The organism is Sedimentibacter sp. (assembly GCF_038562225.1).
Classification (GTDB): domain Bacteria; phylum Bacillota; class Clostridia; order Tissierellales; family Sedimentibacteraceae; genus Sedimentibacter.
The window spans coordinates 187,501-211,925 of record NZ_JBCFAS010000004.1 but is presented as its reverse complement, the minus strand read 5'-3'; the positions used below and the strand labels follow the sequence as shown (position 1 = coordinate 211,925).

General features: G+C 42.3%; 24 protein-coding genes. 5 read left to right on the top strand and 19 right to left on the bottom strand.

What is annotated here, in order from left to right; all coding sequences use genetic code 11:
- Positions 1 to 42: 42 nt before the first annotated feature.
- Positions 43 to 1,083 carry a zinc-binding dehydrogenase gene (locus AAGU76_RS15940; protein WP_342486515.1) on the bottom strand — a complete coding sequence of 347 codons (1,041 nt, stop codon included), beginning with the start codon at positions 1,081 to 1,083 and terminating at the stop codon, positions 43 to 45.
- A gap of 312 nt (positions 1,084 to 1,395) precedes the next feature.
- Here AAGU76_RS15940 and AAGU76_RS15935 point away from each other — a divergent pair, with 312 nt between their 5' ends.
- Entirely contained in the window at positions 1,396 to 1,815 is a 420-nt protein-coding gene (locus tag AAGU76_RS15935) for a DUF1934 domain-containing protein (protein WP_342486514.1), read from the top strand.
- An 87-nt stretch (positions 1,816 to 1,902) separates the two neighbouring features.
- On the top strand, positions 1,903 to 3,306 hold the full coding sequence (locus tag AAGU76_RS15930) for a sigma 54-interacting transcriptional regulator (protein ID WP_342486513.1): 1,404 nt from the start codon (positions 1,903 to 1,905) through the stop codon (positions 3,304 to 3,306).
- A gap of 72 nt (positions 3,307 to 3,378) precedes the next feature.
- Here the strand turns inward: AAGU76_RS15930 and spoIIR are convergent, their stop codons facing one another.
- The 6 genes from spoIIR to AAGU76_RS15900 all read right to left on the bottom strand — a co-directional run bounded on the left by spoIIR (position 3,379) and on the right by AAGU76_RS15900 (position 9,897).
- Positions 3,379 to 4,080 (bottom strand): stage II sporulation protein R, encoded by a 702-nt coding sequence (spoIIR, locus tag AAGU76_RS15925; protein WP_342486512.1) that lies wholly within the window; start codon positions 4,078 to 4,080, stop codon positions 3,379 to 3,381.
- Between the two features lie 8 nt (positions 4,081 to 4,088).
- A complete protein-coding gene (locus AAGU76_RS15920) occupies positions 4,089 to 5,198 on the bottom strand; it encodes a Ger(x)C family spore germination protein (RefSeq protein WP_342486511.1) in 1,110 nt (369 codons plus the stop codon).
- 87 nt (positions 5,199 to 5,285) lie between these two features.
- Positions 5,286 to 6,374 (bottom strand): endospore germination permease, encoded by a 1,089-nt coding sequence (locus AAGU76_RS15915; RefSeq protein ID WP_342486510.1) that lies wholly within the window; start codon positions 6,372 to 6,374, stop codon positions 5,286 to 5,288.
- Positions 6,375 to 7,907, bottom strand: a complete 1,533-nt coding sequence (locus AAGU76_RS15910; protein ID WP_342486509.1) for a spore germination protein — start codon at positions 7,905 to 7,907, stop codon at positions 6,375 to 6,377. It lies immediately after the preceding gene.
- Between the two features lie 8 nt (positions 7,908 to 7,915).
- Positions 7,916 to 8,116: a CLC_0170 family protein gene (locus AAGU76_RS15905; RefSeq protein WP_342486508.1), complete on the bottom strand. Its 201-nt coding sequence runs from the start codon at positions 8,114 to 8,116 to the stop codon at positions 7,916 to 7,918.
- A gap of 95 nt (positions 8,117 to 8,211) precedes the next feature.
- Positions 8,212 to 9,897, bottom strand: a complete 1,686-nt coding sequence (locus AAGU76_RS15900; protein WP_342486507.1) for a sigma 54-interacting transcriptional regulator — start codon at positions 9,895 to 9,897, stop codon at positions 8,212 to 8,214.
- A 269-nt stretch (positions 9,898 to 10,166) separates the two neighbouring features.
- Between AAGU76_RS15900 and AAGU76_RS15895 the strand changes: the two genes are divergently transcribed.
- From AAGU76_RS15895 to AAGU76_RS15885, 3 genes are all read left to right on the top strand, one after another.
- A complete protein-coding gene (locus tag AAGU76_RS15895; protein WP_342486506.1) occupies positions 10,167 to 11,345 on the top strand; it encodes an acetyl-CoA C-acetyltransferase in 1,179 nt (392 codons plus the stop codon).
- Positions 11,346 to 11,432: 87 nt separating this feature from the next.
- A complete protein-coding gene (locus AAGU76_RS15890; RefSeq protein WP_342486624.1) occupies positions 11,433 to 12,086 on the top strand; it encodes a CoA transferase subunit A in 654 nt (217 codons plus the stop codon).
- Positions 12,086 to 12,739 carry a 3-oxoacid CoA-transferase subunit B gene (locus tag AAGU76_RS15885; RefSeq protein ID WP_342486505.1) on the top strand — a complete coding sequence of 218 codons (654 nt, stop codon included), beginning with the start codon at positions 12,086 to 12,088 and terminating at the stop codon, positions 12,737 to 12,739. Before AAGU76_RS15890 ends, AAGU76_RS15885 begins: the two co-directional genes overlap by 1 nt.
- A 32-nt stretch (positions 12,740 to 12,771) precedes the next feature.
- On the opposite strand, the gene AAGU76_RS15880 is transcribed toward AAGU76_RS15885, so the two are convergent.
- The 12 genes from AAGU76_RS15880 to AAGU76_RS15825 all read right to left on the bottom strand — a co-directional run bounded on the left by AAGU76_RS15880 (position 12,772) and on the right by AAGU76_RS15825 (position 24,262).
- Entirely contained in the window at positions 12,772 to 13,446 is a 675-nt protein-coding gene (locus AAGU76_RS15880) for a response regulator transcription factor (RefSeq protein WP_342486504.1), read from the bottom strand.
- Between the two features lies 1 nt (position 13,447).
- Positions 13,448 to 14,935, bottom strand: coding sequence for a HAMP domain-containing sensor histidine kinase (locus AAGU76_RS15875; protein ID WP_342486503.1), 1,488 nt, complete (start codon positions 14,933 to 14,935; stop codon positions 13,448 to 13,450).
- Positions 14,936 to 15,133: 198 nt separating this feature from the next.
- The gene (locus AAGU76_RS15870) at positions 15,134 to 16,447 is read right to left on the bottom strand and encodes a trypsin-like peptidase domain-containing protein (protein ID WP_342486502.1); all 1,314 of its coding nucleotides are present in this window, start codon (positions 16,445 to 16,447) and stop codon (positions 15,134 to 15,136) included.
- A gap of 195 nt (positions 16,448 to 16,642) precedes the next feature.
- Positions 16,643 to 17,266 carry a bifunctional phosphoribosyl-AMP cyclohydrolase/phosphoribosyl-ATP diphosphatase HisIE gene (hisIE, locus tag AAGU76_RS15865; protein ID WP_342486501.1) on the bottom strand — a complete coding sequence of 208 codons (624 nt, stop codon included), beginning with the start codon at positions 17,264 to 17,266 and terminating at the stop codon, positions 16,643 to 16,645.
- 289 nt (positions 17,267 to 17,555) lie between these two features.
- Entirely contained in the window at positions 17,556 to 18,314 is a 759-nt protein-coding gene (gene hisF, locus AAGU76_RS15860; protein ID WP_342486500.1) for an imidazole glycerol phosphate synthase subunit HisF, read from the bottom strand.
- Positions 18,315 to 18,412: 98 nt separating this feature from the next.
- On the bottom strand, positions 18,413 to 19,129 hold the full coding sequence (gene hisA, locus AAGU76_RS15855) for a 1-(5-phosphoribosyl)-5-[(5-phosphoribosylamino)methylideneamino]imidazole-4-carboxamide isomerase (protein ID WP_342486499.1): 717 nt from the start codon (positions 19,127 to 19,129) through the stop codon (positions 18,413 to 18,415).
- Positions 19,130 to 19,165: 36 nt separating this feature from the next.
- Complete coding sequence (gene hisH, locus AAGU76_RS15850; RefSeq protein WP_342486498.1) at positions 19,166 to 19,771, bottom strand: imidazole glycerol phosphate synthase subunit HisH; 606 nt, start codon at positions 19,769 to 19,771, stop codon at positions 19,166 to 19,168.
- Positions 19,771 to 20,349 (bottom strand): imidazoleglycerol-phosphate dehydratase HisB, encoded by a 579-nt coding sequence (hisB, locus tag AAGU76_RS15845; protein WP_342486497.1) that lies wholly within the window; start codon positions 20,347 to 20,349, stop codon positions 19,771 to 19,773. The genes hisH and hisB overlap by 1 nt, the downstream gene beginning before the upstream one ends.
- Positions 20,336 to 21,382: a histidinol-phosphate transaminase gene (gene hisC, locus AAGU76_RS15840; RefSeq protein WP_342486496.1), complete on the bottom strand. Its 1,047-nt coding sequence runs from the start codon at positions 21,380 to 21,382 to the stop codon at positions 20,336 to 20,338. The genes hisB and hisC overlap by 14 nt, the downstream gene beginning before the upstream one ends.
- 24 nt (positions 21,383 to 21,406) lie before the next feature.
- On the bottom strand, positions 21,407 to 22,690 hold the full coding sequence (gene hisD, locus AAGU76_RS15835; protein WP_342486495.1) for a histidinol dehydrogenase: 1,284 nt from the start codon (positions 22,688 to 22,690) through the stop codon (positions 21,407 to 21,409).
- Positions 22,674 to 23,315, bottom strand: a complete 642-nt coding sequence (hisG, locus tag AAGU76_RS15830) for an ATP phosphoribosyltransferase (RefSeq protein WP_342486494.1) — start codon at positions 23,313 to 23,315, stop codon at positions 22,674 to 22,676. The genes hisD and hisG overlap by 17 nt, the downstream gene beginning before the upstream one ends.
- Positions 23,312 to 24,262, bottom strand: a complete 951-nt coding sequence (locus AAGU76_RS15825; RefSeq protein WP_342486493.1) for an ATP phosphoribosyltransferase regulatory subunit — start codon at positions 24,260 to 24,262, stop codon at positions 23,312 to 23,314. Before AAGU76_RS15825 ends, hisG begins: the two co-directional genes overlap by 4 nt.
- Between the last annotated feature and the right edge of the window lie 163 nt (positions 24,263 to 24,425).

Genomic DNA, 24,425 nt, shown 5'->3' with positions numbered 1-24,425 from the left:
TATATCCTATGGTATTCCATATTTCGAAAAATTCTATATTTCTTACGCGTATAATTTAGTGTACAGGTCTCTTAACTGTTTGTTTTCTCTCATTATTTGAAGAGCAGTATCTGCATGTCCCTTTGTGTATCCGTTTCCTATTATCATGTTGACATCCTTGCCAACACCTTCTGCTCCCAAAGCTGCCTTTGTAAAGCTAGTTGCCATGCTGAAGTAGTAAACTGTTCCTTCATCCTTTGTTGCCAGGATAGCTGACATTTCGCAATTTGGTCTGGAAACACAGCTTATAACAAGATCGCAAAGCTTTCCGTCTGTTGCTTCCATAACTTTTTCATACACTTCAATTGCATCTGTTGCATCTCCTGCTATGCAAACATCGGCCAGTCCCAGTTCCTTAACTGTGTCAAGTGAACTTTGTCTGTGTGCCCAGCAAATAACCTTACCGGTAGGGCCGGCTTTTTTCTTTGCTTCATACAAGCAGAGAAGTCCTGACTTACCTGCTCCTCCAAGAACAAGCACTATGTCGCCTTCTTTAACAAGTTTGATTGTCTGAGCCGGAGCTCCTGCTACGTCCAGTACTGACAGAGCAAGATTTTCAGGAATGTCGGCAGGAAGTTTGGCGTAGATTCCGCTTTCAAACAATATTGCCTTTCCTTTGATATCAACCTGGTCTATTTCTTTTCTGACAGTAATTATATCTTCAATCACCAATGGTGTCAAAGACAAAGATACCAGCGTTGCTATTTTGTCTCCAACCTTTAAGTCGGTCTTTCCTTCCAATGCAGGTCCTACTTGCTCAACAGTACCTATGAGCATTCCGCCTGATCCTGTTACCGGGTTTTGATGCTTTCCTCTTTCGGCAACAATGCCCTTCATTATTTCTTTGATTTTTTCCACGTCACCGCCGGCCTGATCGCTGATTTGAGTGAAGCTTGCTGAATCGACATTCAAAGTCTGCACATTTATTAAAATCTCATTGTCATATATTTCCATTGTATTGTCGACTTTCAAGGCTGGCTGGGGCAGCACTCCTTTTGGTTCAATAACCCTGTGAGTTCCGTATGGATTTCCTTTCTTAATCATAAAGCCTCCTAAAGTTTGTGCATATTATTGGGTTTGTTGAATATGGGCATATTCGTATTCATTAGATGCAAATCTCGTGCCAACTTCAAAAAAATTAATAAACAGGCATATTTCAGTGTTTTAACTTTAACAAAGTTTTGAAATTAATGCCAAGTGCCGAATTTTCAGCTTTTTGTATTGACTTGCATCCTGCTTCTGATATAATTTAAGTATACATCATATTTATTTATTTTTCACACAGTAATATGAAAAAAACCACAGTTTATTAAAAATTCATTTATGTTTTTTCAGATTATAAAAGGAGATTGACAATTGGACAATGTACGACTGAAAATAACCACACTGCAGACGGTTGACGAAGCGGGAAACGAGGATGTAATTGAGCTTGTGACCGATGCCACTCTTGAAAACTCAGATGGGTGCATAACAGTGAACTACGACGAAAGTCATATTACCGAAAGCAAAGGAAGCCGCACGAGACTGAAGATATACAAGGACAAAATGATTATGACAAAGATCGGTGCTAATTCGTCAAAAATGGAGTTTAAGGAAAATCTGAACCTGAGCAATCTGTACACAACTCCCTACGGTACCTTTGACCTGGATTTCACTACAGTCATTTATAAAAATGCACTGGATGAGCAAGGCAGGGGCGAAGTGTACGTTGAATACAGAATAATTTTCGGAGGAGCCGAAGAAAGCTACAACAAGCTGAAAATTGATATTATTTAAACAATCTTTCGATACAAAATTAAACACGAACATTTTTGCCGGTTTTTCGGCGCATAGCGCCATATTTTCGGCACACGAGAGGGAACCATGGAAATAAAATACTTTGATGCCTTAATTCAAGCAATAAATATCATCAATGACGGAATACACATTGTCGATGCCAGCGGAAAAACAGTTTACTACAACACTGCAGCAAAGCAACTTGATGAAATAGATATGGACAAGGCCATAGGAAGGCACCTGCTTGAGGTGTATCCGTCCCTTACCTTTGAAACAAGCACCCTGCTAAGAGTTTTGCGGACAGGCAAACCTATTTACAACGCTGAACAGAACTTCATAAACTACAAGGGTGACAAGATTTCCACGCTGAACTCCACCCTGCCCATCCTGTACAACAACAAGGTTGTGGGAGCCCTTGAAGTTTCCAGAAACATTACGAAAGTAAGGGAGCTGTCTGAAAAAATAGTAAACCTTCAAAGAGAGCTTTATGAAACAGGCGAAAGAGCCGAAAAAAATTCAAAGCCGCTGGCCAGGTTCAACTTTCTGGACATCATCGGTCAGAACAAGGAAATGCTTAAACTTAAATCCCTGGGAATCAAGGCAGCCATGTCGGATTCGCCTGTAATGATTGCCGGAAGCACGGGAACCGGAAAAGAGTTGTTCGTTCAGTCTATACACAACTCCAGCAACAGAAAGCACAAACCCTTCATCGCCCAGAACTGCGCTGCCCTGCCATCAAACCTGTTGGAGAGCATTTTATTCGGTTCCGTGAAGGGAAGCTTTACGGGAGCCGAAAACCGCCCCGGCCTTTTTGAGCTGGCAGACGGCGGAACATTGTTTCTGGATGAAATAAACTCCATGCCCCTGGAGCTACAGGCAAAGCTGCTGAGAGTTCTGCAGGACGGAAGAGTCAGAAGGGTGGGTTCCACCAACACGGTGGATGTTGACGTACGGATAATTTCAGCCGTGAACACAGATCTGAACGAGGTTGTGGAAACAAAACAGCTGAGGCAGGACCTTTTCTTCAGACTAAATGTCATAACACTTGTTATCCCGGATCTGTGTAAACGAAAGGAAGACATACCCATTCTGGTGGACCACTTCATCAAGAAGTACAACGAGAAATTGAACAAATTTTTCAGCGGCATATCCCGTCAGGTTATGGATATTTTTCTTGAATACAGCTGGCCCGGCAATGTGAGGGAACTGGAGCATGCCATCGAAAGCGCTGTTTCCCTTTACGACGGAGACCTCATCAGAGAGGAGCATCTTCCGTTCCAGTTTAAGAACTTCCATCCTTCCAACTCCTACTCCCTGGACACCAGCATCATACAGCCGCTGAACACTGCCGTGGAAAAGGTTGAAAGAGAAATAATCATATCAGCTCTGGAACAGACCGACTACAACATAGCAAAGGCGGCAAAGCTAATAAACGTACCTCGCCAGACGCTACAGTATAAAATAAAGAAACTGGAAATACCGTTTTTTTGATTAAGAATGAATGAAGGCTTTGTGCATCTGCACAAAGCCTTCATTCATTCTTAATTCTTAACTCTTAATTCTTCATTTATGAACAGATTCAACGTATGTCTTGGAGCGGTCGTTGGAGTAGAGACCAGTGTTCTCCACCTTACCTCTTTCTATGAGCTCGAATATTTTTGATTTCATCTTTATTCCTTCCAGTCCCCGCTTGGTCTTTATGGTCTCGATTTCTTCATCGGTCAGCACTTCCCTGAGTCTTTTTTCAGCATCCACCTCAAATACGGGAGGGCTGTCCTCATCCTTGCCGAAGTCAACAAAGCAAAGCGGCGGAAACATTACGCACCACCAGTTGTTGCCCTGGGCTGTTCCTATTTCTATCCTTACGGAATCGTAGTAGCCTTCGGGAAGGACTATGTCCTCGTAAAGCTTCCTGGGAAACTTGTAATTTCCGTAATACACATTAACCTGGTAATCGCTGCCTTCCTTATTTACAACTCTTTCTGCTTCCTGCCTTATGCTGTCAATCTTTTGTATGATAATATCTTCGCTGTCTTCCTTTGAACTCACTCCTTCAAACTCCTTGTTGAAGACGGTTATTACCTGGTTTCTCACCTTGTACTTAAGCTGCTGATCTTCAAATGTGTTTGAGTTTGCAATCACGTGAAGGCGTATGACCTTTTCATTGATTTTTGCCATTCCCATATATGCTTCCACTGTGTATGATACACCAGCTGCCAGCAGCACTAAAAGTGCAGCTGCCAGTATTTTTTTATAATATTGCATTTTTCCTCCTATCTTACTAATCCAATGCTCTTGATTTCCATTCTGTAATGCACATTGATGTCAGCAGCTTCAAATACTTCATCGTATTTGTCCATAACAGACTCATAATCCTTCTTGTGGAATTTGTATAAGTCGTCCTTTATCCTCAGTAGATCTGATCTGTATTCATGCTGAAGCTTGTCGATGGTGCTGTTTGTTGTCTCGGATATTTTTTTGATGGATGCTTCCTTCACCTTGTCCATGAAATCCCGGTTTTCCAGGCTGTCATCTCCGATGATGAATGAATCCACGTAGCAGTACAATGTGATGTAATAATCAACCTTCAGATTTTCGCCCTGAAGGTCCAAGTCTTCGGTCATGCTCACATCCACTGCACCCAGAGCCAGTGTCCTTCCGTCAGCTTCAATATTTATATTTTTTATGTTCGCCTTTGTGGGGTTGAGAAGCAGCATTATTATCTCAACCTCCTCAGGTTCCAGAAATCCTTTCAGCTCGTATTCCTTAATAACTGCCGCCCTTTCTATCATAAGGCTTTTCTCGTTTATTTCCACAACCGGAATCATGGCGTTTCCTGTCTGACCCAGGTGCAAAATAGCTTCGTCAAAGGTGTATACGTCCTGGTAGCTTTCCCTTTTAAGCTTAACAAGCATGTCGCTTAAAAATCTCCCCACAATGGGATTTGTAGGAATTTCCGTGTTTATTGTGTCTTCTGCTGTTCCCTTGGCAATGCATATTTTTACTCTCCTGTTCATCTGGGGAGATCTTTGTATTTCATCAAATATTTTTTTAAACGTATCTGCATCCCTGGCTGTTTCTTCACCAAGCACTATTACCTGCATGAGTCTGTCTGATATGGCCTTGTCGGAATGGAGGTAGCTTGTGTCGTAAAAGTCCGCAAAATTGTTGTTCTCCATGGAATAAACTATTCTTTGTTCTTCGCTGCCTTCGTTTATCCTGGGGATTTCGGCGGTGAACTTAAGCGTATCGGGCATTTTATCGATACCAACTGCAAACAGGTATTCCCTCTTGTTTATCTCCACGCTGTCCCAACAGCCGGTAAGAATCAGCGATGCTGCCAAACTAGCCAGCATGATTTTCACATACTTTAAATTTTTCATATTACTCCTCCATAATAATGAAGAATTAAGAGTTAAGAATTAATTGAAGAATTTGTGCTGAAGCACAAATTCTACCATCATTCTTAATTATTCATTCTTCATTCTTAATTGAATTTTGTTTGTAAGCGCTGCCAGCAGCGGTATCAAAAAGTTCAGCGCACTCAGTGCATAAACTGGAATTCGTATGTATGGAAACATCATGTACATTCCGGGAAGAGCTGCTGCCATCAGGTACAAAATAGGTATCTGTATGAATATGAAGTACCCGTTTTCTTTCGTATGGAAAGTTTCCTGCATTGCCAGGTTTGTGAAATATGCCAGGACGCAGATGCAGGTGAATGTGACTATAATCTGAAAGCACAGCCCGACTATTTCAGTGCTTTCAAAAAAGAACCCCGGAATGTTCACAAACTTCATTACGGATATGAATGGCCAGACCATGTTCACTGCCTCCTTCATTCCGAACTTCACAATGATCAGCAGATAACACGCTATGTATATCACTGCGCTTATAAGGATGAACCTTCTGTTGAGAAGCACATTCTTTTCCTTTAAGGACACCCTGCTGTTTGAAAACAGCATTATGGAAAATCCGAAGAATCCCAGCATGGCTAAGGGAACGGACTTGGCAATTCCTGCAACGTCTGCGGGATATATGGGAAATATGTTGGTGTAGTCCGCATAGTATGTTGAAAATACTATTATGAGCAGGTACGGCGCCAGAGCTGTTATCACTGCAATGTTTGTTATGTTGGCGATGGTCTGCATTCCTTTTTTGGCTGCGTATATGGCCGTAAGAAGTATTGCAACAATTATTGTGCTGATGGGAGTTCGAAAAAGCATCATCAGCTTTATCTGTTCGGCGAAATCCTTCATGAGTATGCTGTTTGAAATCAGGAACATAAAGATGTAGTATACTCCGATTACCCTTGAAATGAATTTCGGAAAGAGCCTGTTTGAAATTCCTATTATTGTTTCTTCGCTGTAGCTTTTCATCATCCTGTTTATCGGCTTCACAGCAAGATACAGTATAAGGGCAGCCAGGGCTATGGAAATCCAGCCTACGGGACCGTCTATTTCAGACAGTATCACCGGCATAAGCAGCGATTGAAATGCAAATGAAACCAGTACAAGGACTGACAGATTTTGATAAGGTGTAATATCCTGATTGAACATTTAATTCCCCTTTTCTTTTTCCGGATGCAGATACTTGGGCTTGCGCACCATATTCTTGATTTTAGGCCTTATGACTGTGTCCCTTAAATCCCTTCTGTTTTCAACAAACGTTGAAAGAGGAGTCATGTATGGAATACCGCAGCTTTTCAGCGTGCAAAGGTGAATGATGAGGATGCTTAAGCCTATGGATATCCCGAACAAACCGAATACGGACGCAAGTATAATAAAGGCAAATCTTATCACTCTCAGCGTTGTGCTGAAGTTATAGCTTGGAATTGTGAAGGATGCAATGGCTGTAAGTGCCACGATTATTACGGCAAGCGGAGTTATGAGACCTGCCTCCACCGAGGACTGACCTATTACAAGACCTCCAACCAGACCGATTGTGGAGCCTACCGGAGTTGTTATCCTCATAGATGCTTCCCTTACCAGCTCTATTACAAGTTCCATCAACAAAGCCTCGAAATATGGAGGAAACGGTACATTTGCCCTGGAAGCCGCCACATAAAGGGCCAGCTGCGTAGGCAGCATGTTGGGGTGAAACTGGGTTACAGCCACGTACAGCGCCGGCAGAAGCATCACTATTGGAAGAGCAAGGTATCTTATCAATCGTGTGATGCAGGAAGGCAGCCATCTTTCATAGTAGTCCTCCGAGGACTGCATGAATGAAACAAAAATAGCAGGTGCTATGAGTACGGTTGGTGTATTGTCCACAGCAATGACCACTCTTCCTTCAAGAAGGGCAGAAGCCGCCGCATCCGGACGTTCAGTATTTTCAATCTGCGGAAACAGTGAGTAACTGTCGTCCTCAATCATTTCTTCAATGTATGAACTTTCAAGAATTGCTTCGATATCTATATTTTTTATCCTTTTTTCCACGGTTTCCAAAACCGTCCTGTTGACTATGTCGTCTATGTACAGTATTGCTATGTCAGTTTTCGAACGGGTTCCCACCTGAGTGTACTTCACCTTCATCTTTGGATCCCTTATTCTCCTTCTGATGAGAGTAATGTTGACCTTCATGGTCTCCACGAAGCCGTCCCTGGCTCCCCTGATGAGTGTTTCGGCAGCAGGCTCCTGTATTCCCCTCATGGGCCATCCTCTTGAGGAAAGCATCACTGCTTTGCTGCAGGTGTCTATGAACAGCACCGTTTCTCCGGAAAGCATCTTGTCCACACATTCCCCTAGAGTTATCAGCACCTGAACTTCAAGTATTGATATGTTGGTTTTTGCAACGGCATTTTGAAGCTCCGTTTCCGGACTGTTCTCCAGGCTGTTCAAATCCATGTTCATCATCAGATTCTGAACGGCATATTCGCTGATGGCTTCCTTGCTTGTCATTCCATCAACATATGTGAGCAACATTTTAACTTTCCTGTTTTGTCCCCCTTCAATTTTTCGGAAGACTATGTCGTCGGCATTCTTGAACAATTCCTTCAATACAGCTTCATTTTTTTTGATGTCAGCATCAACCTTAACCTGACTCAGATCCTGTTCATCCTGTTTATTCTTGTTTTGTTTTTTTTCATCCATATCATCACCTATATGTATATTGCCGCAGCTGCTGCAATAGCCAGGATTCCATATACAATTCCCGTAAAGTGCACTATTTTGTAATCCCTGTGGTAGTTTTTGCGCTTAAGGTCCTTGCTGGTCTTGAAAATCAAAATGCAGCTGATGGCCAGAAAAATAATTATTATTTCCGTGTTTATTATGTGTTTCAGCTCGTTTATAAAGAACATGTCTCTCCTCCTTCATGTAATATCTGCATTTTGAAGGTATTTTATTCATAGAAAAGGAATATTTCACAAATAAAAAAACCGCCTGCGCGGTTTTATTATTCTTTTAAATCATATTTTTGTTTCTTCCTTACCAGTGTGGATAAGTCGATGCCCAGCCTTGCGGCAGCCTCCTTCATGTTTTTTGAGGTCGCCAGTGTTGTCTCTATTATTTCCTTTTCATAGTCATCTATCTTTTCCTTCAGTGTCTTGCTGTCGGAGATAAACAGGCTGTTGGCTGAGGCTATCCCCGAATCATTCAGCACCATGTTTTCAGTGAACAGATTTGTGTCAATGGCAGCATCATCGGTCATCAACACAAGGCGCTCTATAATGTTTTTCAGCTCCCTGATGTTTCCCGGCCACTCGTAAACCAGAAAATGCTCCAGACATCCAGTTGTGAAATAACAGTTCTTTCCGTACTTGTTGTTATAATATTCTATGAACTGCTGAGCAAGAGGAATGATGTCCTCCTTCCTGTGCCTCAGGGGAGGTATGACGAATGTTACTACGTTGAGCCTGTAATAGAGGTCTGCCCTGAATTTTTTCTCCTCCACCAGTTTTTTTAAATCCACGTTGGTGGCTGCTATTATGCGGGCGTTGAATTCCACGGCTGTTGTACCCCCGATGCGGTAAAACATCCTGTCGTTAAGAGCGCTTAACAGCTTTACCTGCAGCGTATAAGGCATGTCTCCTATCTCGTCAAGAAACAGGACACCTCCGTTTGCCTCTTCGAAAAGACCTTTCTTGCCTCCCTTTTGTGCTCCCGTGAATGCTCCTTCCTCATATCCGAAAAACTCGGATTCCAATAGATGCTCAGGCACAGCGCTGCAGTTTATCTTGACAAATTTTCCGCTTCTTCTGTTGCTGATGCTGTGGATATATGTTGCTATAAAGTCTTTTCCAACACCTGTTTCCCCCAGAATGAGAACTGTGCTTTCAACATCTGCAATCTTCCTGGCCCTGGCGTAAATGTTCTTCATCTTAGAGTTATTTATGACAACAACAGGATCCTTTGAAGACTTGTTCTCTATCTGGCTGTTTTTAACGTAAAGGTTTTTCTCCTTGGTGATGTTTTTCATCAGCACGTCAAGCTCTGACACATCTCTTATTACAGCTATGGTCTTTGCAAGATCACCCTTCTCATCATATATGGGAGAGCCAGATACCAGGCACCTCTGTCCCTTATAGTAGTTGTTGATTGTGGATACCGGACCGTTTGTTTCTATTACCTTGGCACAGCATGAATTGGGCAGGATATCCTGATTCCTCAGGTCGTATACCGTCTTCCCTATTATCTGGTCCCTTGTAAGTCCCGACAAGTTCAGAAAAGCATCATTCACATATGTTGTTGTTCCTTTATCATCAGTTATGTAAATACCGTCCTTAAGCTTGTTCAGCATTTCATTGTAAAGATACTGCTGGCTGCTGAGCCTCAAAATCTGCTTTTCAAGCTCACTTCCCAGGGAAAAGTCATAGAAGAAAAACACATAGAATTCCTTGCCCTGCAGCTTCAGATCGTTGTGAATGACATAGTACACGGAGCCGTCCAGGTATTTTACAGAATACAGGTCATCATCCTTATCAACCTTCATATCCTTAAAAAATACCGTAATTTTTTTGTTCAGAATATCCTCGTTGTTCCTGCATATGTTTGTTTTAAAATAGTTATTAGAATGCAAAATGTTGAACTTATCGTCTGTAATCACAAAACCCATGTTTAATTCTATGCTTCTGAAGTCCATTTTTCGCCTCCTCAGTAAATTTTTGCACAAAACGATTGATATTTAATAAACAATTTGATATATTGTAAGTACCATTGTTTCAATTATACTACCTCATATGCATTCTTGCAACAAATACATATGCTGAATATGCATTTCTGCATAATACAAGACACAAATCTTGGACATAATATGAACCTTTTCAGTCATATCAACGGTTCCATCTTATCGCAGCATATTGGCACGGATTTTGCTAATATAAATTTGTATTAAAATTTAGGAGGCAAATTATGAGAAAGGCAGTTATCGTTTCTGCAGCAAGAACACCAATAGGTTCCTTCGGAGGATCATTATCACCTCTATCAGCAGTGGATCTTGGTGTTATTGCAGCAAAGGAAGCAATTAAAAGGGCAGGAATTGAACCATCGTCAGTAGAAGAAGTATATTTCGGAAATGTGCTTGGAGCAGGTCTTGGACAAAACGTAGCAAGACAGGTTACACTTGGTGCAGGAATTCCAAATGAAGTACCGGCATTGACCATCAACATGGTGTGCGGCTCAGGCTTAAGGGCAGTAAGCATGGCAGCTCAGTTTGTGGAAAGCGGACAATGCGATGTTATTCTCTGCGGAGGATGCGAGAGCATGACGAATGCCCCGTACCTTCTCCCGAAAGCAAGATGGGGACAGAGAATGGGCGACGGACAAATTATTGACTACATGGTATATGACGGTCTAACCGATGTATACAACCAGTATCACATGGGCATAACTGCAGAAAATGTGGCAGAGCAGTGGGGCATCACTAGAGAAGAACAGGACAGAATTGCCGTTCAAAGTCAGAACAGAGCCGAAGAAGCTCAGAAGAGCGGAAGATTCAGCGAGGAAATAGTACCTGTTGTAATTCCTCAGAAAAAGGGAGATCCGGTTGTAATCGATACGGATGAATTCCCAAGACACGGCTCAACAGTTGATAAGATGGCAAAGCTGAAACCTGCTTTCAAAAAAGACGGCACAGTTACTGCAGGAAACGCATCAGGCATCAACGACGGAGCAGCAGCAATTGTGATCATGAGCAAGGAAAAGGCTGAAGAATTAGGATTAGAATATCTGTGCGAAATCGCAGGATACGGCTCAGCCGGAGTAGACCCGAAAATCATGGGTATCGGACCTGTTCCTGCAACAAAGAAAGCTTTGGCACAAGCAGGATGGACAATTGAAGACATCGAACTTGCAGAAGCAAATGAGGCATTTGCCGCACAGGCAGCCGCAGTTGTGAAAGACCTCGGACTGGACGAGTCAATCACAAACGTAAACGGCGGAGCCATTGCCCTGGGACACCCAATTGGAGCTTCAGGTGCAAGAATACTTGTTTCACTTATCTATGAAATGAAGAAGAGAGATGCTAAAAAAGGTCTTGCAACTTTGTGCATAGGCGGAGGAATGGGAACAGCACTGCTTGTTCAGAGATAAAACAGACACTCACACACACGAATTGTTCGGGAGAACCATCGGTTCTCCCTGACATTATATATAATTATAGAGAGGATGATAGAATTGATTAACAAAATAATATCAATTAAGGATGCCGCTGAAAAGGTTCAGGATGGCATGACGATAATGGTAGGAGGATTTTTAGCCAACGGAACCCCGGAACGTTTAATAGATGCTCTTGTGGAAAGTAATGTTAAAAATTTAACACTAATATGCAATGATACCGGATTCCCGGACAAAGGCGTCGGCAAAATGGTTGTAAACAAACAGTTCAAGAAAATGATAGCATCACACGTTGGAACAAATCCTGAAACAGCAAACCAGATGAACTCAGGAGAAACTGAAGTTGTTCTTACACCTCAGGGAACCCTTGCTGAAAAAGTAAGATGCGGAGGAAACGGACTTGGAGGATTCTACACACCTACAGGAATAGGAACCGAAGCTGAAATCGGAAAAGAAAAAAAGGTCATCAACGGCCAGGAATATATTTTTGAACTTCCATTGAGAGCCAATGTTGCACTGTTGAAAGCTTCAAAGGTTGACAAGAAAGGAAACATGGTTTTTAACAAAACAACAAAGAATTTCAATCCTCTTATGGCTGCTGCAGCCGATGTTGTAATCGTAGAAGCAGATGAAATCGTTGAAGTGGGAGAAATCGATCCGGACCGTGTAATGTGCTCCGGAATATTCGTTGACTACATTGTAGGAGGGGACAAATAATGGATGCAAAAGAAATTATAGCAAGAAGAGTTGCGCAGCTTTTAAAAGACGGTGATGTTGTTAACCTGGGAATAGGTCTGCCCACAATGGTGGCAAATTACATCCCTGATGACATAGATATAACGTTCCAGTCAGAAAACGGATTTTTAGGATTGGGACCTGCTCCAAAGGCAGGAGAAGAAGACTGGGAGCTTGTAAATGCAGGAGGAATGCCTTCTTCAATAGTTCCTGGAGGAATGTTCTTTGACAGTGCAACTTCCTTTGGAATAATCCGCGGAGGACACGTTGACGCAACAGTTCTTGGAGCAATGGAAGTAGATGAAAAAGGAAACCTTGCAAACTGGAAAATACCGGGCAAGATGGTTCCCGGCATGGGAGGAGCAATGGACCTGGTTGTGGGAGCAAACACAGTTATAATCGCAATGGTCCACACCCAGAAGGGTCAACCGAAAATACTGAAACATTGCACTCTTCCTTTGACAGCAAAGGAACAGGTAAACTACATCGTTACTGAAATGGCTCTTCTGAAAGTTACAAAAGACGGACTTGTTCTTGAAGAATTAGGACCGGATACAACTGTTGAAGATGTAATTGCAGCTACAGAAGCAAAAGTAACAGTATCTCCAAACGTGAAAAAGTACAATTTTGCATAACTAACATAAAAAAACTGCCCTCGGGCAGTTTTTTAGTTGTCGCATTCAAACTTATATCCTATTTTTCTTACAGTCACGATTTTTTTACCGTATTCGCCTATCTTTGACCGCAGACACTTTATGTGGGTGTCAACGGTCCGGTCATCCCCGAAATAATCCCAGTCCCATACGGTGGACAGTATCTGGCTTCTGGTAAGAACTATGTTCTTGTTCTGAAGAAGGTAGTAAAGAAGGTCAAACTCCTTGGGTGTGAGAACCGCCTTTTCTCCGTCAATAAGCACAATTCTTTCCCTGTACCTTACGGCGATTCCCCCAGCTTCAATGTCCTGCATGCTGTTTTGGGATGTCCTCCTCAAAAGGTTCTTAACCCTGGCCATGAGAATTTTAGCGCTGAAGGGTTTTGAAATATACTCGTCGGCTCCTGCATTGAACCCTGTTATTTCATCGGTTTCAGTGTCTCTGGCCGTCAGCATGAGAATTGGCACGTCAGAAGTTTTTCTGATGTAGGCAGCAACCTCGTATCCGTCCTTCCTGGGCATCATCACATCGAGTATGATAAGAGAAAAATCAATGTCGCCGTCAAATTTTTCTATGGCATCCTGACCATCGGCGGCTTCCACAACATTGAAGCCTTCCTTAACCAGGTAGTTTGCAACAAGTTTCCTTATGTTGTCTTCATCTTCAACAAGCAGTATTTTTGTATCCATCTTATTCCTCCACTTCAAAATTCATTTCCACGTTCTCCAGCTCAAACCAGAACTCAACACCGTCATCCACATTGGCGACACCGTACCTTTCCCTGTGCATGTCCATGACAGCCTTCACTATTGCAAGTCCCAGCCCGTAGCTCCCCATGTTCTTTCTGGACTTGTCAGCCCTGTAGAAGCTTATAAATATATTTTCAATATCCTCTTCTGCAATGTGGTTGCCTGTATTAAACACCTTGATCCTGCACTTACTGCCTGTTGTTTGGGTGGAAACCCTCACCTTTCCTCCGCCGTTGCAGTACTTGATTGCATTTTCATAAAGATTCTGAAACACCTGTTCTATACGGAAGTAATCTGCAAACACTATGCTGTCCTGGGATATGTCCTTTTCGACGGTCACATTTTTTTCTCTGGCTATTATGGAATTCTTGTTAACCGTATCATTAATAATTTCATTTATGCTGAAATTGGATTTCTCCAGCTTTATTATTCCTCCTTCAAGCTGCGACAGCTTCAGCAGCTCCTGAACGAATTCGGACATCTTTCTGCCTTCGTTTATTATTATATTAAGGTAGTCCCTTTTCGTTTCTTCGTCTATGTCATCCATGTCAAGTATGGCTTCAGAGTAGCTCATAATCAACGTAAGCGGTGTTTTAAAGTCGTGTGATACATTTGCTATGAGCTGCTTGGTCATCTTATCGGCCTTTTCCTGCCTTATGAGATCATCCTTCAGCTTGGTGACATATTCCTGCAGCCTGTCTGCCATATTGTTGATGCTTAAGGATAAAAGGCCTATCTCATCGGTGGTCAGTATGTCGCACCTCTGTGAAAAATTAAGATTCGCTATCTTGTCTGCAGTCTGCTGTATCTGCCTTATGGGTTTTGTAGTCTTGTCTGCGATGATGTAAATGAATGCGGCTCCTGACAACAACGTGAACACTGAAATGTACAATGAGTACTTTATGGCAGAATCTGCAATTTCCCTTATGAACTTCTTGGGCGTCTGCATGAGGACGTACCTGCTGCCCTCAATGTTTGATAGTATTGATATGTTTGAATCCGGCCTGCCGCTATCTTCTTCATTCAGGATGTAGTACTGGTTATCCGCAAGCTTTGTAAAAGCATCTTCTGCATACATCTTCTCAATCAAGCGGACTATTTCGTTGTCAAATGGACTAGTGGAAAAGTATCTCTGCCTGGAGAAGTATTCTATTTCTCCTTCTCCTGTATCCTTGTCAAGCGTAAACAGACATATGGTCATGTTCTGAGATTCATAGTTGATTATCTCGTTTATCATCTCATCCTTGTTTCCGGATAGAGATGTTGATTTGATGCTTTCCACACCGCTTTTAAGTTTTTTTATCTTATCATTGGTATACAGCTTGTCGAACATGGTGTTGCCCAGCGCAAAGGACAATACCACGTTGAAAACCAACACGCACAGTATTACCAGAAACAGTTTGTTCTTTAAACTGAATTTAACCTTCATATTGTTCTCCAAATCATTAGTATACAACAATAATATATCACAATTGTGATAAATAAGTGAAGTTTTTACTGAAATTCGTGTTTTTATGATAATTTTAGTCTCTGCAAACTCAATTTCAATCACAAATTGTATTTGGTCATACAAAAAACAGGCAGAGCCTGTTTCTTGAGGGAGAATTTTATGAAAATTTGATTTTTGTTATAAGTTTGCCGGCTTTGTCTTAAGCGTCATGCTTATAGTCTGTTCCTCGCCGTTTCTGATTATGGTTAGCTTAACATTATCGCCGTCCTTGTATTCGTAAAGGTTTCTCTTCAGGTCGGACATGCTTTCAATCTTGTCGCCTTCTATTGCCGTGATTACATCGCCTGTCTTAAGTCCAGCTGCTGTTGCAGGAGAACCGTTCATGGTCTCAACCACTACGACGCCGTATTCCGCCTTAACGTCTACGCCTAATGCCTTTTCGTATGTCTCAACGTCAACCCCGGTTATGCCCACATATACTGTTGAAAAAGTACCTTTATCTATTATCTCTTGTATTATTGGTTTAGCAGTGTTTATAGGAATTGAAAATCCCAGACCTTCGGCTGTGCTCATTTTTGCAGTGTTGATTCCTACTACCTTTCCTTCTGCATTGAAAAGCGGTCCGCCGCTGTTGCCTGAATTTATGGAGGCATCTGTCTGAATGAGCGGTTCTATGACTGTACCATCATCAAATGCTATTGACCTGTCCAGACCGCTTATGATACCTTGTGTAACTGTTCTTTCCAGGTCCAGCGTCATTGGATTTCCTATGGCTACTGCAGGCTCTCCAACCATAAGAGCATCGGAATCTCCGATTTCAACTGCCGGAAGACCTGTTCTGTTGATTTTTACCACGGCAAGGTCAAGAGTTGTGTCATACCATAAAACCTCACCTACTTCTGTGGAGCCGTCTATGAGTGAAACAGTTATGCTGTCGTATTTTCCGTCTCCAATAACATGGGCGTTCGTTACAATGTATCCGTTTGAATCAACTATGAATCCTGAACCCATGCTCTGAGCCTTCTGACTCTGAGGTCCGAAGAATGTGTTATACTGCTGCGTTACTTCGGTTGTGATGCCAACAACAGTCTTCTGTGCCTTTTCTGCAACTGCTGCAGCAAAATATATGTCGTCTGTCAGGTTGATGTTCACGTCCTGTGCAGTTATACCCGTCTTATTGTTCTGGCTGTTTCCTGCCATGTTCAGCTGGCTTGTGGCGATGTAACCTCCTGAAAGACCTCCTATGAGAGCTGATACAAGTGCAACAGCCACATAGCCCATGAATGATTTCTTCCTGCTCTTCTTTACCTTTTTAGGCTGTTCATAGCTTGGCATTATAAAATTTATATCCGTGTCTTTTGTTTCTCTATGTTGGCTTTCAAAACTTTCGTAGCTCTGGTTACTTTCATTATTTTCATTATTTTCATTACTTTCATTACTTTCATTACTTTCATTTTCCTCATTAATCAAATTTCTTTCATTATCGTCCATGATTTTTCCTCCTACAATGATCAATCTATTTATGTTTGTATACTACCCTTTTATTGTGATGGAAATGTGAATATTTTGTAAAGTTTTTATGAACTTTCTTATTCTTCCGTCTTGTTCATATATTATCACCGATTTCTTTATTGAAACTTAAAATTGGAAAAAAAAAGAGCACCCTGTGCTCTTATAAATTCAATTTTATTTGTGCCTTTTGGTAAGTTCTGTTTTCAGGTCGTCCATGGAAACACCCTCGCTTACCATGAGTACCATTGCATGGTAAACAAGGTCACACATCTCATAAACCAGCTCATCCTTGTTCTTGTTCTTGGCTCCGATTATCACTTCGCTTGTTTCTTCGCCCACCTTCTTCAAAATCTTGTCAAGACCCTTGTCAAACAGATAGTTTGTGTATGATCCTTCCTTTGGATTGTCTCTTCTTTCTATGATCTGGCTGTACAGACGCTGAAGTATTGCCTGGTCAGTGACACTGTCCTCGTAAACCTTGTTGAAAAAACATGAATATGCTCCCGTGTGGCACGCGTTTCCAATCTGTTCAACCTTCATGAGGATGGCATCCCCATCGCAGTCATAGTAAAGCCCCTTCAGGTTCTGAACATGGCCTGAAGTGTCACCCTTTCTCCACAAACACTGCCTGCTTCTGGAATAATAGCAGGCCCTTTTTTCCTTCAAGGTTGTTTCAAGGGCTTCCCTGTTCATATATGCAACCATAAGGACCTCATTGGTGCTGCAGTCCTGGGCAACTGCAACCACCAGCCCGTTTTGGTCAAATTTCACTTCGTCAAGTATTTTTTGAATATCCATTTGCAATCCTTCTTCCATAGTTTTATATTAATAAATAGTTTTATAATAATAAATAGTTTTATAATTAGGTTACATTAATAAGTAGGTTTATAATAGTTCGAAATTTTATTTTTTCTTCCTGCTAACATTTTGGGAATTGTAACTTCAATCCGAAAAACAAAGGCACACAACCGCTACGCTAAGTGTGCCAAAACTGTTTTTCTCCTTTCGAACAATTCCACAAAATAGCGCTAAGTCTTAAAAAATAAAATTTCAACTATTATACTATTCGTAACCTTATATTCATGTATTATAGCCTTACTTCAACTCCGTTTTCCTTCAGATACTTCTTCACATCCATTATGTTTATTTCTCCGAAATGAAACACTGATGCAGCAAGTATTCCGTCTGCATCTGCATATTTCACGGCCTCCAGGAAATGTTCCATCTTTCCGGCTCCTCCGGATGCGATGACCGGAACATTGACAGCATCCGTGATTTTTTTAAGAAGCTCCAGGTCATAGCCGTTCTTCATGCCGTCTTCGTCAATGCTGTTGACCACAATTTCGCCTGCTCCCAGCTCAACACCTCTTACAGCCCACTCCACGGCATCAAGTTCCGTCTTTTCCCTTCCGCCTTTTACATAGACACTCCACGAACCCTGTTCATTTTTCTTGGCATCTATTGACAGCACCACACACTGGTTTCCGAAACGCTCAGCTGCCTCCTTTATGAGATTGGGATTTCTCACAGCTGACGAATTGACTGAAACCTTGTCTGCACCGCTCCTCAGGATGAATTTGAAATCATCCAGAGTTGATACTCCTCCTCCCACTGAAAAAGGTATGTTTATTTCATGTGCAACCTGTCGCACAAATTCCAGCGATGTTTTTCTTTCCTCATTTGAAGCCGTTATGTCGTAAAACACAAGTTCATCTGCTCCCGAGTCACTGTAGTATTTGCCAAGTCTCGCAGGATCGTCCACATCCTGAATGTCTTTGAAATTCTTGCCCTTGACAACCCTTCCGTTTCTGACATCCAGGCATGGTATTATTCTTCTTGCCAGCATTTTTACTCCCTCCTTTGAATAAGAATCAATTCTTATATATCTAGACAAATTTCTTGATTATCATCATTAATGATTTTCTGACTTATAATTCTTAACTCTTAATTCTTAATTGCTTGCAACGCTTGTGTAAATTCAAGCTTATTGTCATAAAGAGCCTTTCCTATTATGGCTCCGTACATTTTCATTTCGTTTAACTTCTTAAGGTCCTCAATTGTAGTTACCCCTCCGGAAGCAATTATGTCAAGCTTCGTTTTCTGTGAAAGCTCCTGGTACACTTCGAAATTAGGGCCTGAAAGCATTCCGTCCCTTGAAATGTCGGTATAAACCAATGTCCTGATTCCGATGCTCTCTAAAAACTTGCATATTTCAACAGAATCAACATCGCCCACGTTTTGCCAGCCTCTGGTTGCAACCTTGCCCTTGTATGCGTCTATTGACACCGCCAGATGTTCCTTGTACATAGATGCAAGCTCTGTAAGAAGCTGCTGGTTTTCAACAGCCATTGTCCCTACTATGGCTCTTTTTACTCCCATGTCCAGAAGGTTTTGTACTCTTTCACCGCTTCTTATGCCTCCGCCTGTCTGCATGGGTATCTTAATGGCCTTTGCTATTTTTTCTATGGATTTTCTGTTCTGGAACCCTTCGTCCTTTGCCCCGTCAAGATCCACCACGTGAAGGTACTCTGCCCCGAGGCTTTCCCATTTCTTGGCCATTTCAACCGGATCACCGGAGTATACGTTCATCTGGTCGAACCTTCCCTGCGTCAGTCTCACGCACTTGTTGTCCTTAATGTCTATTGCCGGAAATAATATCATAACTTGCGATGGTACATGGTACCATCTTCTCCCTTCTCAATTTTCAATGATTTCCTTATAAGCCTTCAATATGTTCAATCCTGTGTCTCCGCTTTTCTCCGGATGGAACTGTATGCCGTACACATTGTCCTTCCTGACTATGGCCGGAACATTTTTTTCATATTCTGAATATGCCACCAACTCGGAGTTGTCGGATACAGCATAGTAGGAATGCACAAAGTAAACATACTCGTCTTCCCTGATGTATTTTAATATGGGGTCCTGCTTGTAAAACTTTAGGTTGTTCCATCCCATGTGAGGCACCTTGAGTTTTACGTCCAGGTACTGAACGGTGCCGCTTATGAGTCCCAATCCGTCATACTGGCCGTATTCGTAACCCTTGTCATACAAAAGCTGCATTCCCAGACATATTCCTATGAGGTACTTTCCTTTTGCTGCTTCTTCCTTAATCACTTTGGAAAGGCCGGTTTCATCAAGAAGCCTAATGGCATCCCTGAAGGCTCCAACCCCCGGCAGTATAAGCGACTTTGCAGTCCTTAAATCTTCTTCCCTGCTGCTTATCTTCACATCCAACCCGAGCTTTTCAAAGGCTCTTTGGACTGATGCCAGATTTCCCATTCCATAATCTATTATAACATGCATCACAATACCCCCTTCGTGGACTGCAGGCAGTCTGATGTGATTTTGCAGGCTGCTTTAAGAGCCCTTCCGAAACCCTTGAACACAGCCTCTATCTTGTGGTGGTCGTTTTCACCGTAAAGAACTCCTATATGGAGCGTTGTAAGTGAGCTGTTGACGAATCCCCTGAAAAATTCCTTGAAATCTTCCGTTGCCATTTGTCCCAGCATGGTCCTGTTAAATTCCACCTGGTATACCAGGTACGGCCTGCCGCTGAAATCCGATGCCACCCTTGCCATAGTTTCATCCATGGGAAGAAGCATGAATCCGTAACGTTCAATTCCATTTTTGTCTCCCAACGCTTCCCTGAAAGCTTCCCCCAGTGCGATTCCTATGTCTTCACATGTGTGATGGGAATCGACGTTCAGGTCTCCCCTGCACTTTATTTTAAGATCAAAACCTCCGTGAAACCCAAAGAGAGTAAGCATGTGATCCAAAAATCCCAGTCCCGTGTCAATGTCAAGATTTCCGGTGCCGTCTACATTCAGCTCCACAAGTATGTCGGTTTCCTTTGTTTTGCGGCTTACTTTACCTGTTCTCATTTTCCGCCTCCATTATGTTTTTGATTTCCTCGATCAATATGCTGTTTTCTTCCTTTGTTCCCACGGTAATGCGGTTGTATGTTTCACCTTTATAGCTGAACTTTCTGATGAGTACTCCACAGCCCATGAGTTTTTCAAACAAGTTTTCCACAGGAGGCTTTACAAAAATGAAGTTTGAGCCTGAGTCATATACCATGAAGTCTAGTTCCTTTAATGAATTGCTCAGTTCCTGCCTCAACGCTTTTACCTGTCTGATGTAATCCTTAACCCTGTGGATGTTTTCCAGCGCCGTTTCAGCCGCATACTGGGACAAAATGTTTAAGTTGTACGGCACCTTGACCTTCCACACATAATTTATCATTTCACTGCAGGCTATCATGGCTCCAACCCTAAGTCCTGCCAGGCCGAATGCCTTGGAAAGTGTGCGCATTACTACCAGGTTCTCGTACCTGTCAATGAGATCTGCTGCTGAGTTTTCAGAAAAATCAATGTAGGCTTCATCCAAAATTATCAGCGAATTTTTCACGCTGTCTAAAAGTTTCATAACCTCATTCCTGGAGGTCACATATCCGGTGGGATTGTTGGGACTGCAGAGGATGACAATTTTAGGATTTATGTTTTCTGCTTCAGCAATAAGCTTATCTATGTTTTGCGAGAAGTCCTTTTCACACTCTATGCCCACGTATTCGGCACCGCAAAGGTCGCAGTATGTCTGGTACATGCTGAAGGAAGGAACAAAGCTCAAAACTTTATCACCCTTGTCGCAGAATGCATTTATCACCATATTTATTAATTCGCTGGAGCCGTTTCCCACCATGATGTTTTCGTCCTTGCAGCCGTAGTAGACAGCCATCTTTTCTCTCAGGATACTTGAGTCGCTGTCAGGGTACAGGTTTGGCTTAAAATCGTCTATTTTGAATCCATCCTTCAGAAGGTAGTTGCTTCCTTCGTTGGCATCAAGCTTCACCCTGTAGGGAATGTCATTTACAAAGTAAGCCTGCAGCTTTTCTACGCTTGGTTTTAGTTTTATCATAATATCTCCTTTGATTTCTGTCTGTTAAAGCTTCCTGATTTTAACGGCATTGGCGTGTCCCGTGAGGCCTTCGTTTTCTGCAAACCGCACTATGTCATCCCTGTTTTCCTTCAGAGCCTCCCTGCTGTAGTAGATAAGGGAAGTTTTCTTGATGAAGTCATCCACCGATAATGCTGATGAAAATCTGGCCGTTGAGCTTGTGGGCAGTGTGTGGTTCGGTCCTGCAAAATAGTCTCCCACAGGTTCCGGAGTATATTCTCCCAGGAAAATCGCTCCTGCATTTGTAATTCGTTTATAAAGGTCAAAACAGTTGACCGTTAAGAGTTCCAGGTGTTCCGGAGCAAATTCATTTGCCAGGTCGATACACTGCATCATGCTGTCTGCTATTATAATGGCTCCCTGTCCACTGATGGACTTCCTTATTATTTCGCTTCTTTCCAGCTGGTTTATCTGTCTTTCAAGCTCCCCGGCGACCTTTTGAGCCAAGGACAGCGAATAGGTTATAAGAATTGAGGCTGCCATCTCGTCATGTTCAGCCTGAGAAATCATGTCCGCTGCAATATATGCAGGGTTGGCCTTGTCGTCAGCCACAATCAGAATTTCACTGGGACCTGCAATCATGTCTATTCCTACAAATCCTGAGACTCTTCTCTTGGCTGCCGCAACAAAAATGTTTCCCGGTCCTGTTATTTTATACACTCTCGGTATTGTCTGCGTTCCGTATGCCAAGGCTGCTATTCCCTGGGCTCCGCCTGCCTTGAATATTCTGTCCACGCCTGACAGGGAAGCAGCCACAAGAATCGAATCCTTTATTTTTCCGTCTTTCTGGGGAGGAGTTATCATGACTACTTCCTTCACTCCGGCAATCTTAGCGGGGATCGCGTTCATGAGAACCGTGGAAGGGTATGCAGCCTTTCCGCCCGGCACGTATATTCCTGCTTTTTCAACTGGGTTTACAAGCTGTCCTATGAGGATGTCCTTTCCTTCCGGTTTGTACTGATAGCCTGTTCTTTTTTGCTTCATGTGGTAGTCTTCTATGTTTTGTTTAGCTTTTTTTATTGTTTCAAGAAGATCTTTGTCTATGGTTTTAAAGGCTTCCTCAATTTCTTCCCTCGATACCTCCATTTGGTCAAGGTCGGCTCCGTCAAATTCAAGGGTGTATCTTTTCAGCGCTTCATCCCTGTTTTTTCTGACATCATCCAGAATCCTGTCAACAGTTTCATACACGTCATCGTAGTCCTGGGCATTCCTTTGCTGAAGGTCTTCTATAAATCTAAGAATTTCATCATTTTTAATTATCCTGACCATACATTTCATCCTCTTTTCTTATGAGCTCTATTGTATCCTTTATTTCCCTGCGTTTGAACTTATAGCTTATCTTGTTGGCAATTATTACGGCAGTGATGCCGTACATGTCCTCGAAAACCTCCAGGCCGTTGGCCTTCAGCGTGTTTCCTGTCTCAACAATGTCAACGATCACATCAGAAAGGCCAAGTATGGGAGCAAGCTCAATGGACCCGTTAAGTTTTATTATTTTTATTTTTTGACCCTTGCTGTTGAAGTATTTCTTTGCAGTCTCGGGAAACTTCGTAGCAACCTTCAGTATTGTGTCGTCCTTGAAGATTTTCCTTCCCTTTATGCCGGCAACAGACATCTTGCATTTTCCTATGTTCATTTTGTACAGCTCGTAAATGTCGGCGCTGTTTTCCATTATCATGTCTTTTCCTGAAATTCCTATGTCAGCCACTCCGTTTTCCACATAGGTTATGACATCAGAATTTTTAAGAAGCATAAAACGAAGGTTTCTTTCCTCATCGTCAAACACAAGCTTTCTTGACTTTTCATCTATGCATTCCCCGATGCCTGCGGATTTCAGCATTTCTATGGCCTGGCTTCCCAGTCTCCCTTTTGGTATTGCTATTGTCAGACTCATTTCTGCTCCTCCTTGTAAAGGACTTTTATGAGTTCATCCAGCTCAACGGTAAATCCCATGGCAGGGATCTTGTATCCGTACTGCTCCGTGAATGAATCATATCTTCCTCCCTTGATTATTTCCTTGTTGGAACCCTCTATATACCCTCTGAATATGGTCCCGTCATAGTAGGAAAGCTCAGACACCATTGACAGGTCATAGGTGATTTTATCCGTCTTGTCCTTGAAGTATGCATTTATTTTTCCCAGTTCTTCTATGCCCTGCCTCATAAGGTCGTTTGTGTAAAGACCTTCAAGCTGCCCCATGACTTCATCGAAGCTTCCCTCCAGGTCGAATATGTTCACCAGCGTGCTCATGGGTTCCCTGTAAGGGAGCTCTGAAAGATAATCCTTCAGCTCCTGCCTGTTTTTAAGGTACAGAATGTCAAGAATATTTTCGTAGTCATCCTTCTTGAAGGAACATGACTGCATGATGCCCTTAAGAAACTTGCTGTTTCCTATTTCAAAAAGGTAGTTGCTGCTGTACTTGCTTATGATTCTTGAAGCAGTGTACAGGATGTTCTCATCCGTGTCGGAATTCTTCTCTCCGATTATCTCAACTCCCATTTCCCTGTTTTCCTTTATGCCTATACCGTTGTGCTTGTATGTCTTTCCGTAGTAGAACACCTTCAGTCTTGAGCCAGGCTCCCACCTGGGCATGAATTTATTCACTATGCCTGTTGTTATATCCGGAGACAAAATCAGTATCTCACTGTTGTTGTCCAGAAGCTTCACAGTTGATCTTTTGTCAATACGTGAATTTACGCCTATGAAGTCATCGTAATCCTCAAATATGGATGGCTCTATGTTCATGTAGCCTTTTTCATAAAGAAAGTTTTCTATGTCCCTTCTCAGAACAAACATTTTTTGAAAGTATTTCATTTCATCTTCAATATTTAAAAAATTCATAATTCCTCCTAAAATAAAAAACCACCTGACTTGTATCAGGTGGTCTGCATTCTATTTATTCACCACAGGTACAAGTCTCTTTTCAAAACGACGAATAGAGCTTGTAACTGTGAACTTGATCAATTCACTTACAAACTCTGTACCTATGATGATGCAATTGTGC

Coding starts and splice junctions, on each gene's coding strand:
- AAGU76_RS15940 (WP_342486515.1), bottom strand. CDS start 1,083: ATGATTAAGAAAGGAAATCCATACGGAACTCACAGGGTTATTGAACCA.
- AAGU76_RS15930 (WP_342486513.1), top strand. CDS start 1,903: ATGGAAATAAAATACTTTGATGCCTTAATTCAAGCAATAAATATCATC.
- spoIIR (WP_342486512.1), bottom strand. CDS start 4,080: ATGCAATATTATAAAAAAATACTGGCAGCTGCACTTTTAGTGCTGCTG.
- AAGU76_RS15920 (WP_342486511.1), bottom strand. CDS start 5,198: ATGAAAAATTTAAAGTATGTGAAAATCATGCTGGCTAGTTTGGCAGCA.
- AAGU76_RS15915 (WP_342486510.1), bottom strand. CDS start 6,374: ATGTTCAATCAGGATATTACACCTTATCAAAATCTGTCAGTCCTTGTA.
- AAGU76_RS15910 (WP_342486509.1), bottom strand. CDS start 7,907: ATGGATGAAAAAAAACAAAACAAGAATAAACAGGATGAACAGGATCTG.
- AAGU76_RS15905 (WP_342486508.1), bottom strand. CDS start 8,116: ATGTTCTTTATAAACGAGCTGAAACACATAATAAACACGGAAATAATA.
- AAGU76_RS15900 (WP_342486507.1), bottom strand. CDS start 9,897: ATGGACTTCAGAAGCATAGAATTAAACATGGGTTTTGTGATTACAGAC.
- AAGU76_RS15895 (WP_342486506.1), top strand. CDS start 10,167: ATGAGAAAGGCAGTTATCGTTTCTGCAGCAAGAACACCAATAGGTTCC.
- AAGU76_RS15885 (WP_342486505.1), top strand. CDS start 12,086: ATGGATGCAAAAGAAATTATAGCAAGAAGAGTTGCGCAGCTTTTAAAA.
- AAGU76_RS15880 (WP_342486504.1), bottom strand. CDS start 13,446: ATGGATACAAAAATACTGCTTGTTGAAGATGAAGACAACATAAGGAAA.
- AAGU76_RS15875 (WP_342486503.1), bottom strand. CDS start 14,935: ATGAAGGTTAAATTCAGTTTAAAGAACAAACTGTTTCTGGTAATACTG.
- AAGU76_RS15870 (WP_342486502.1), bottom strand. CDS start 16,447: ATGGACGATAATGAAAGAAATTTGATTAATGAGGAAAATGAAAGTAAT.
- hisIE (WP_342486501.1), bottom strand. CDS start 17,266: ATGGATATTCAAAAAATACTTGACGAAGTGAAATTTGACCAAAACGGG.
- hisF (WP_342486500.1), bottom strand. CDS start 18,314: ATGCTGGCAAGAAGAATAATACCATGCCTGGATGTCAGAAACGGAAGG.
- hisA (WP_342486499.1), bottom strand. CDS start 19,129: ATGATATTATTTCCGGCAATAGACATTAAGGACAACAAGTGCGTGAGA.
- hisH (WP_342486498.1), bottom strand. CDS start 19,771: ATGCATGTTATAATAGATTATGGAATGGGAAATCTGGCATCAGTCCAA.
- hisB (WP_342486497.1), bottom strand. CDS start 20,349: ATGAGAACAGGTAAAGTAAGCCGCAAAACAAAGGAAACCGACATACTT.
- hisC (WP_342486496.1), bottom strand. CDS start 21,382: ATGATAAAACTAAAACCAAGCGTAGAAAAGCTGCAGGCTTACTTTGTA.
- hisD (WP_342486495.1), bottom strand. CDS start 22,690: ATGGTCAGGATAATTAAAAATGATGAAATTCTTAGATTTATAGAAGAC.
- hisG (WP_342486494.1), bottom strand. CDS start 23,315: ATGAGTCTGACAATAGCAATACCAAAAGGGAGACTGGGAAGCCAGGCC.
- AAGU76_RS15825 (WP_342486493.1), bottom strand. CDS start 24,262: ATGAATTTTTTAAATATTGAAGATGAAATGAAATACTTTCAAAAAATG.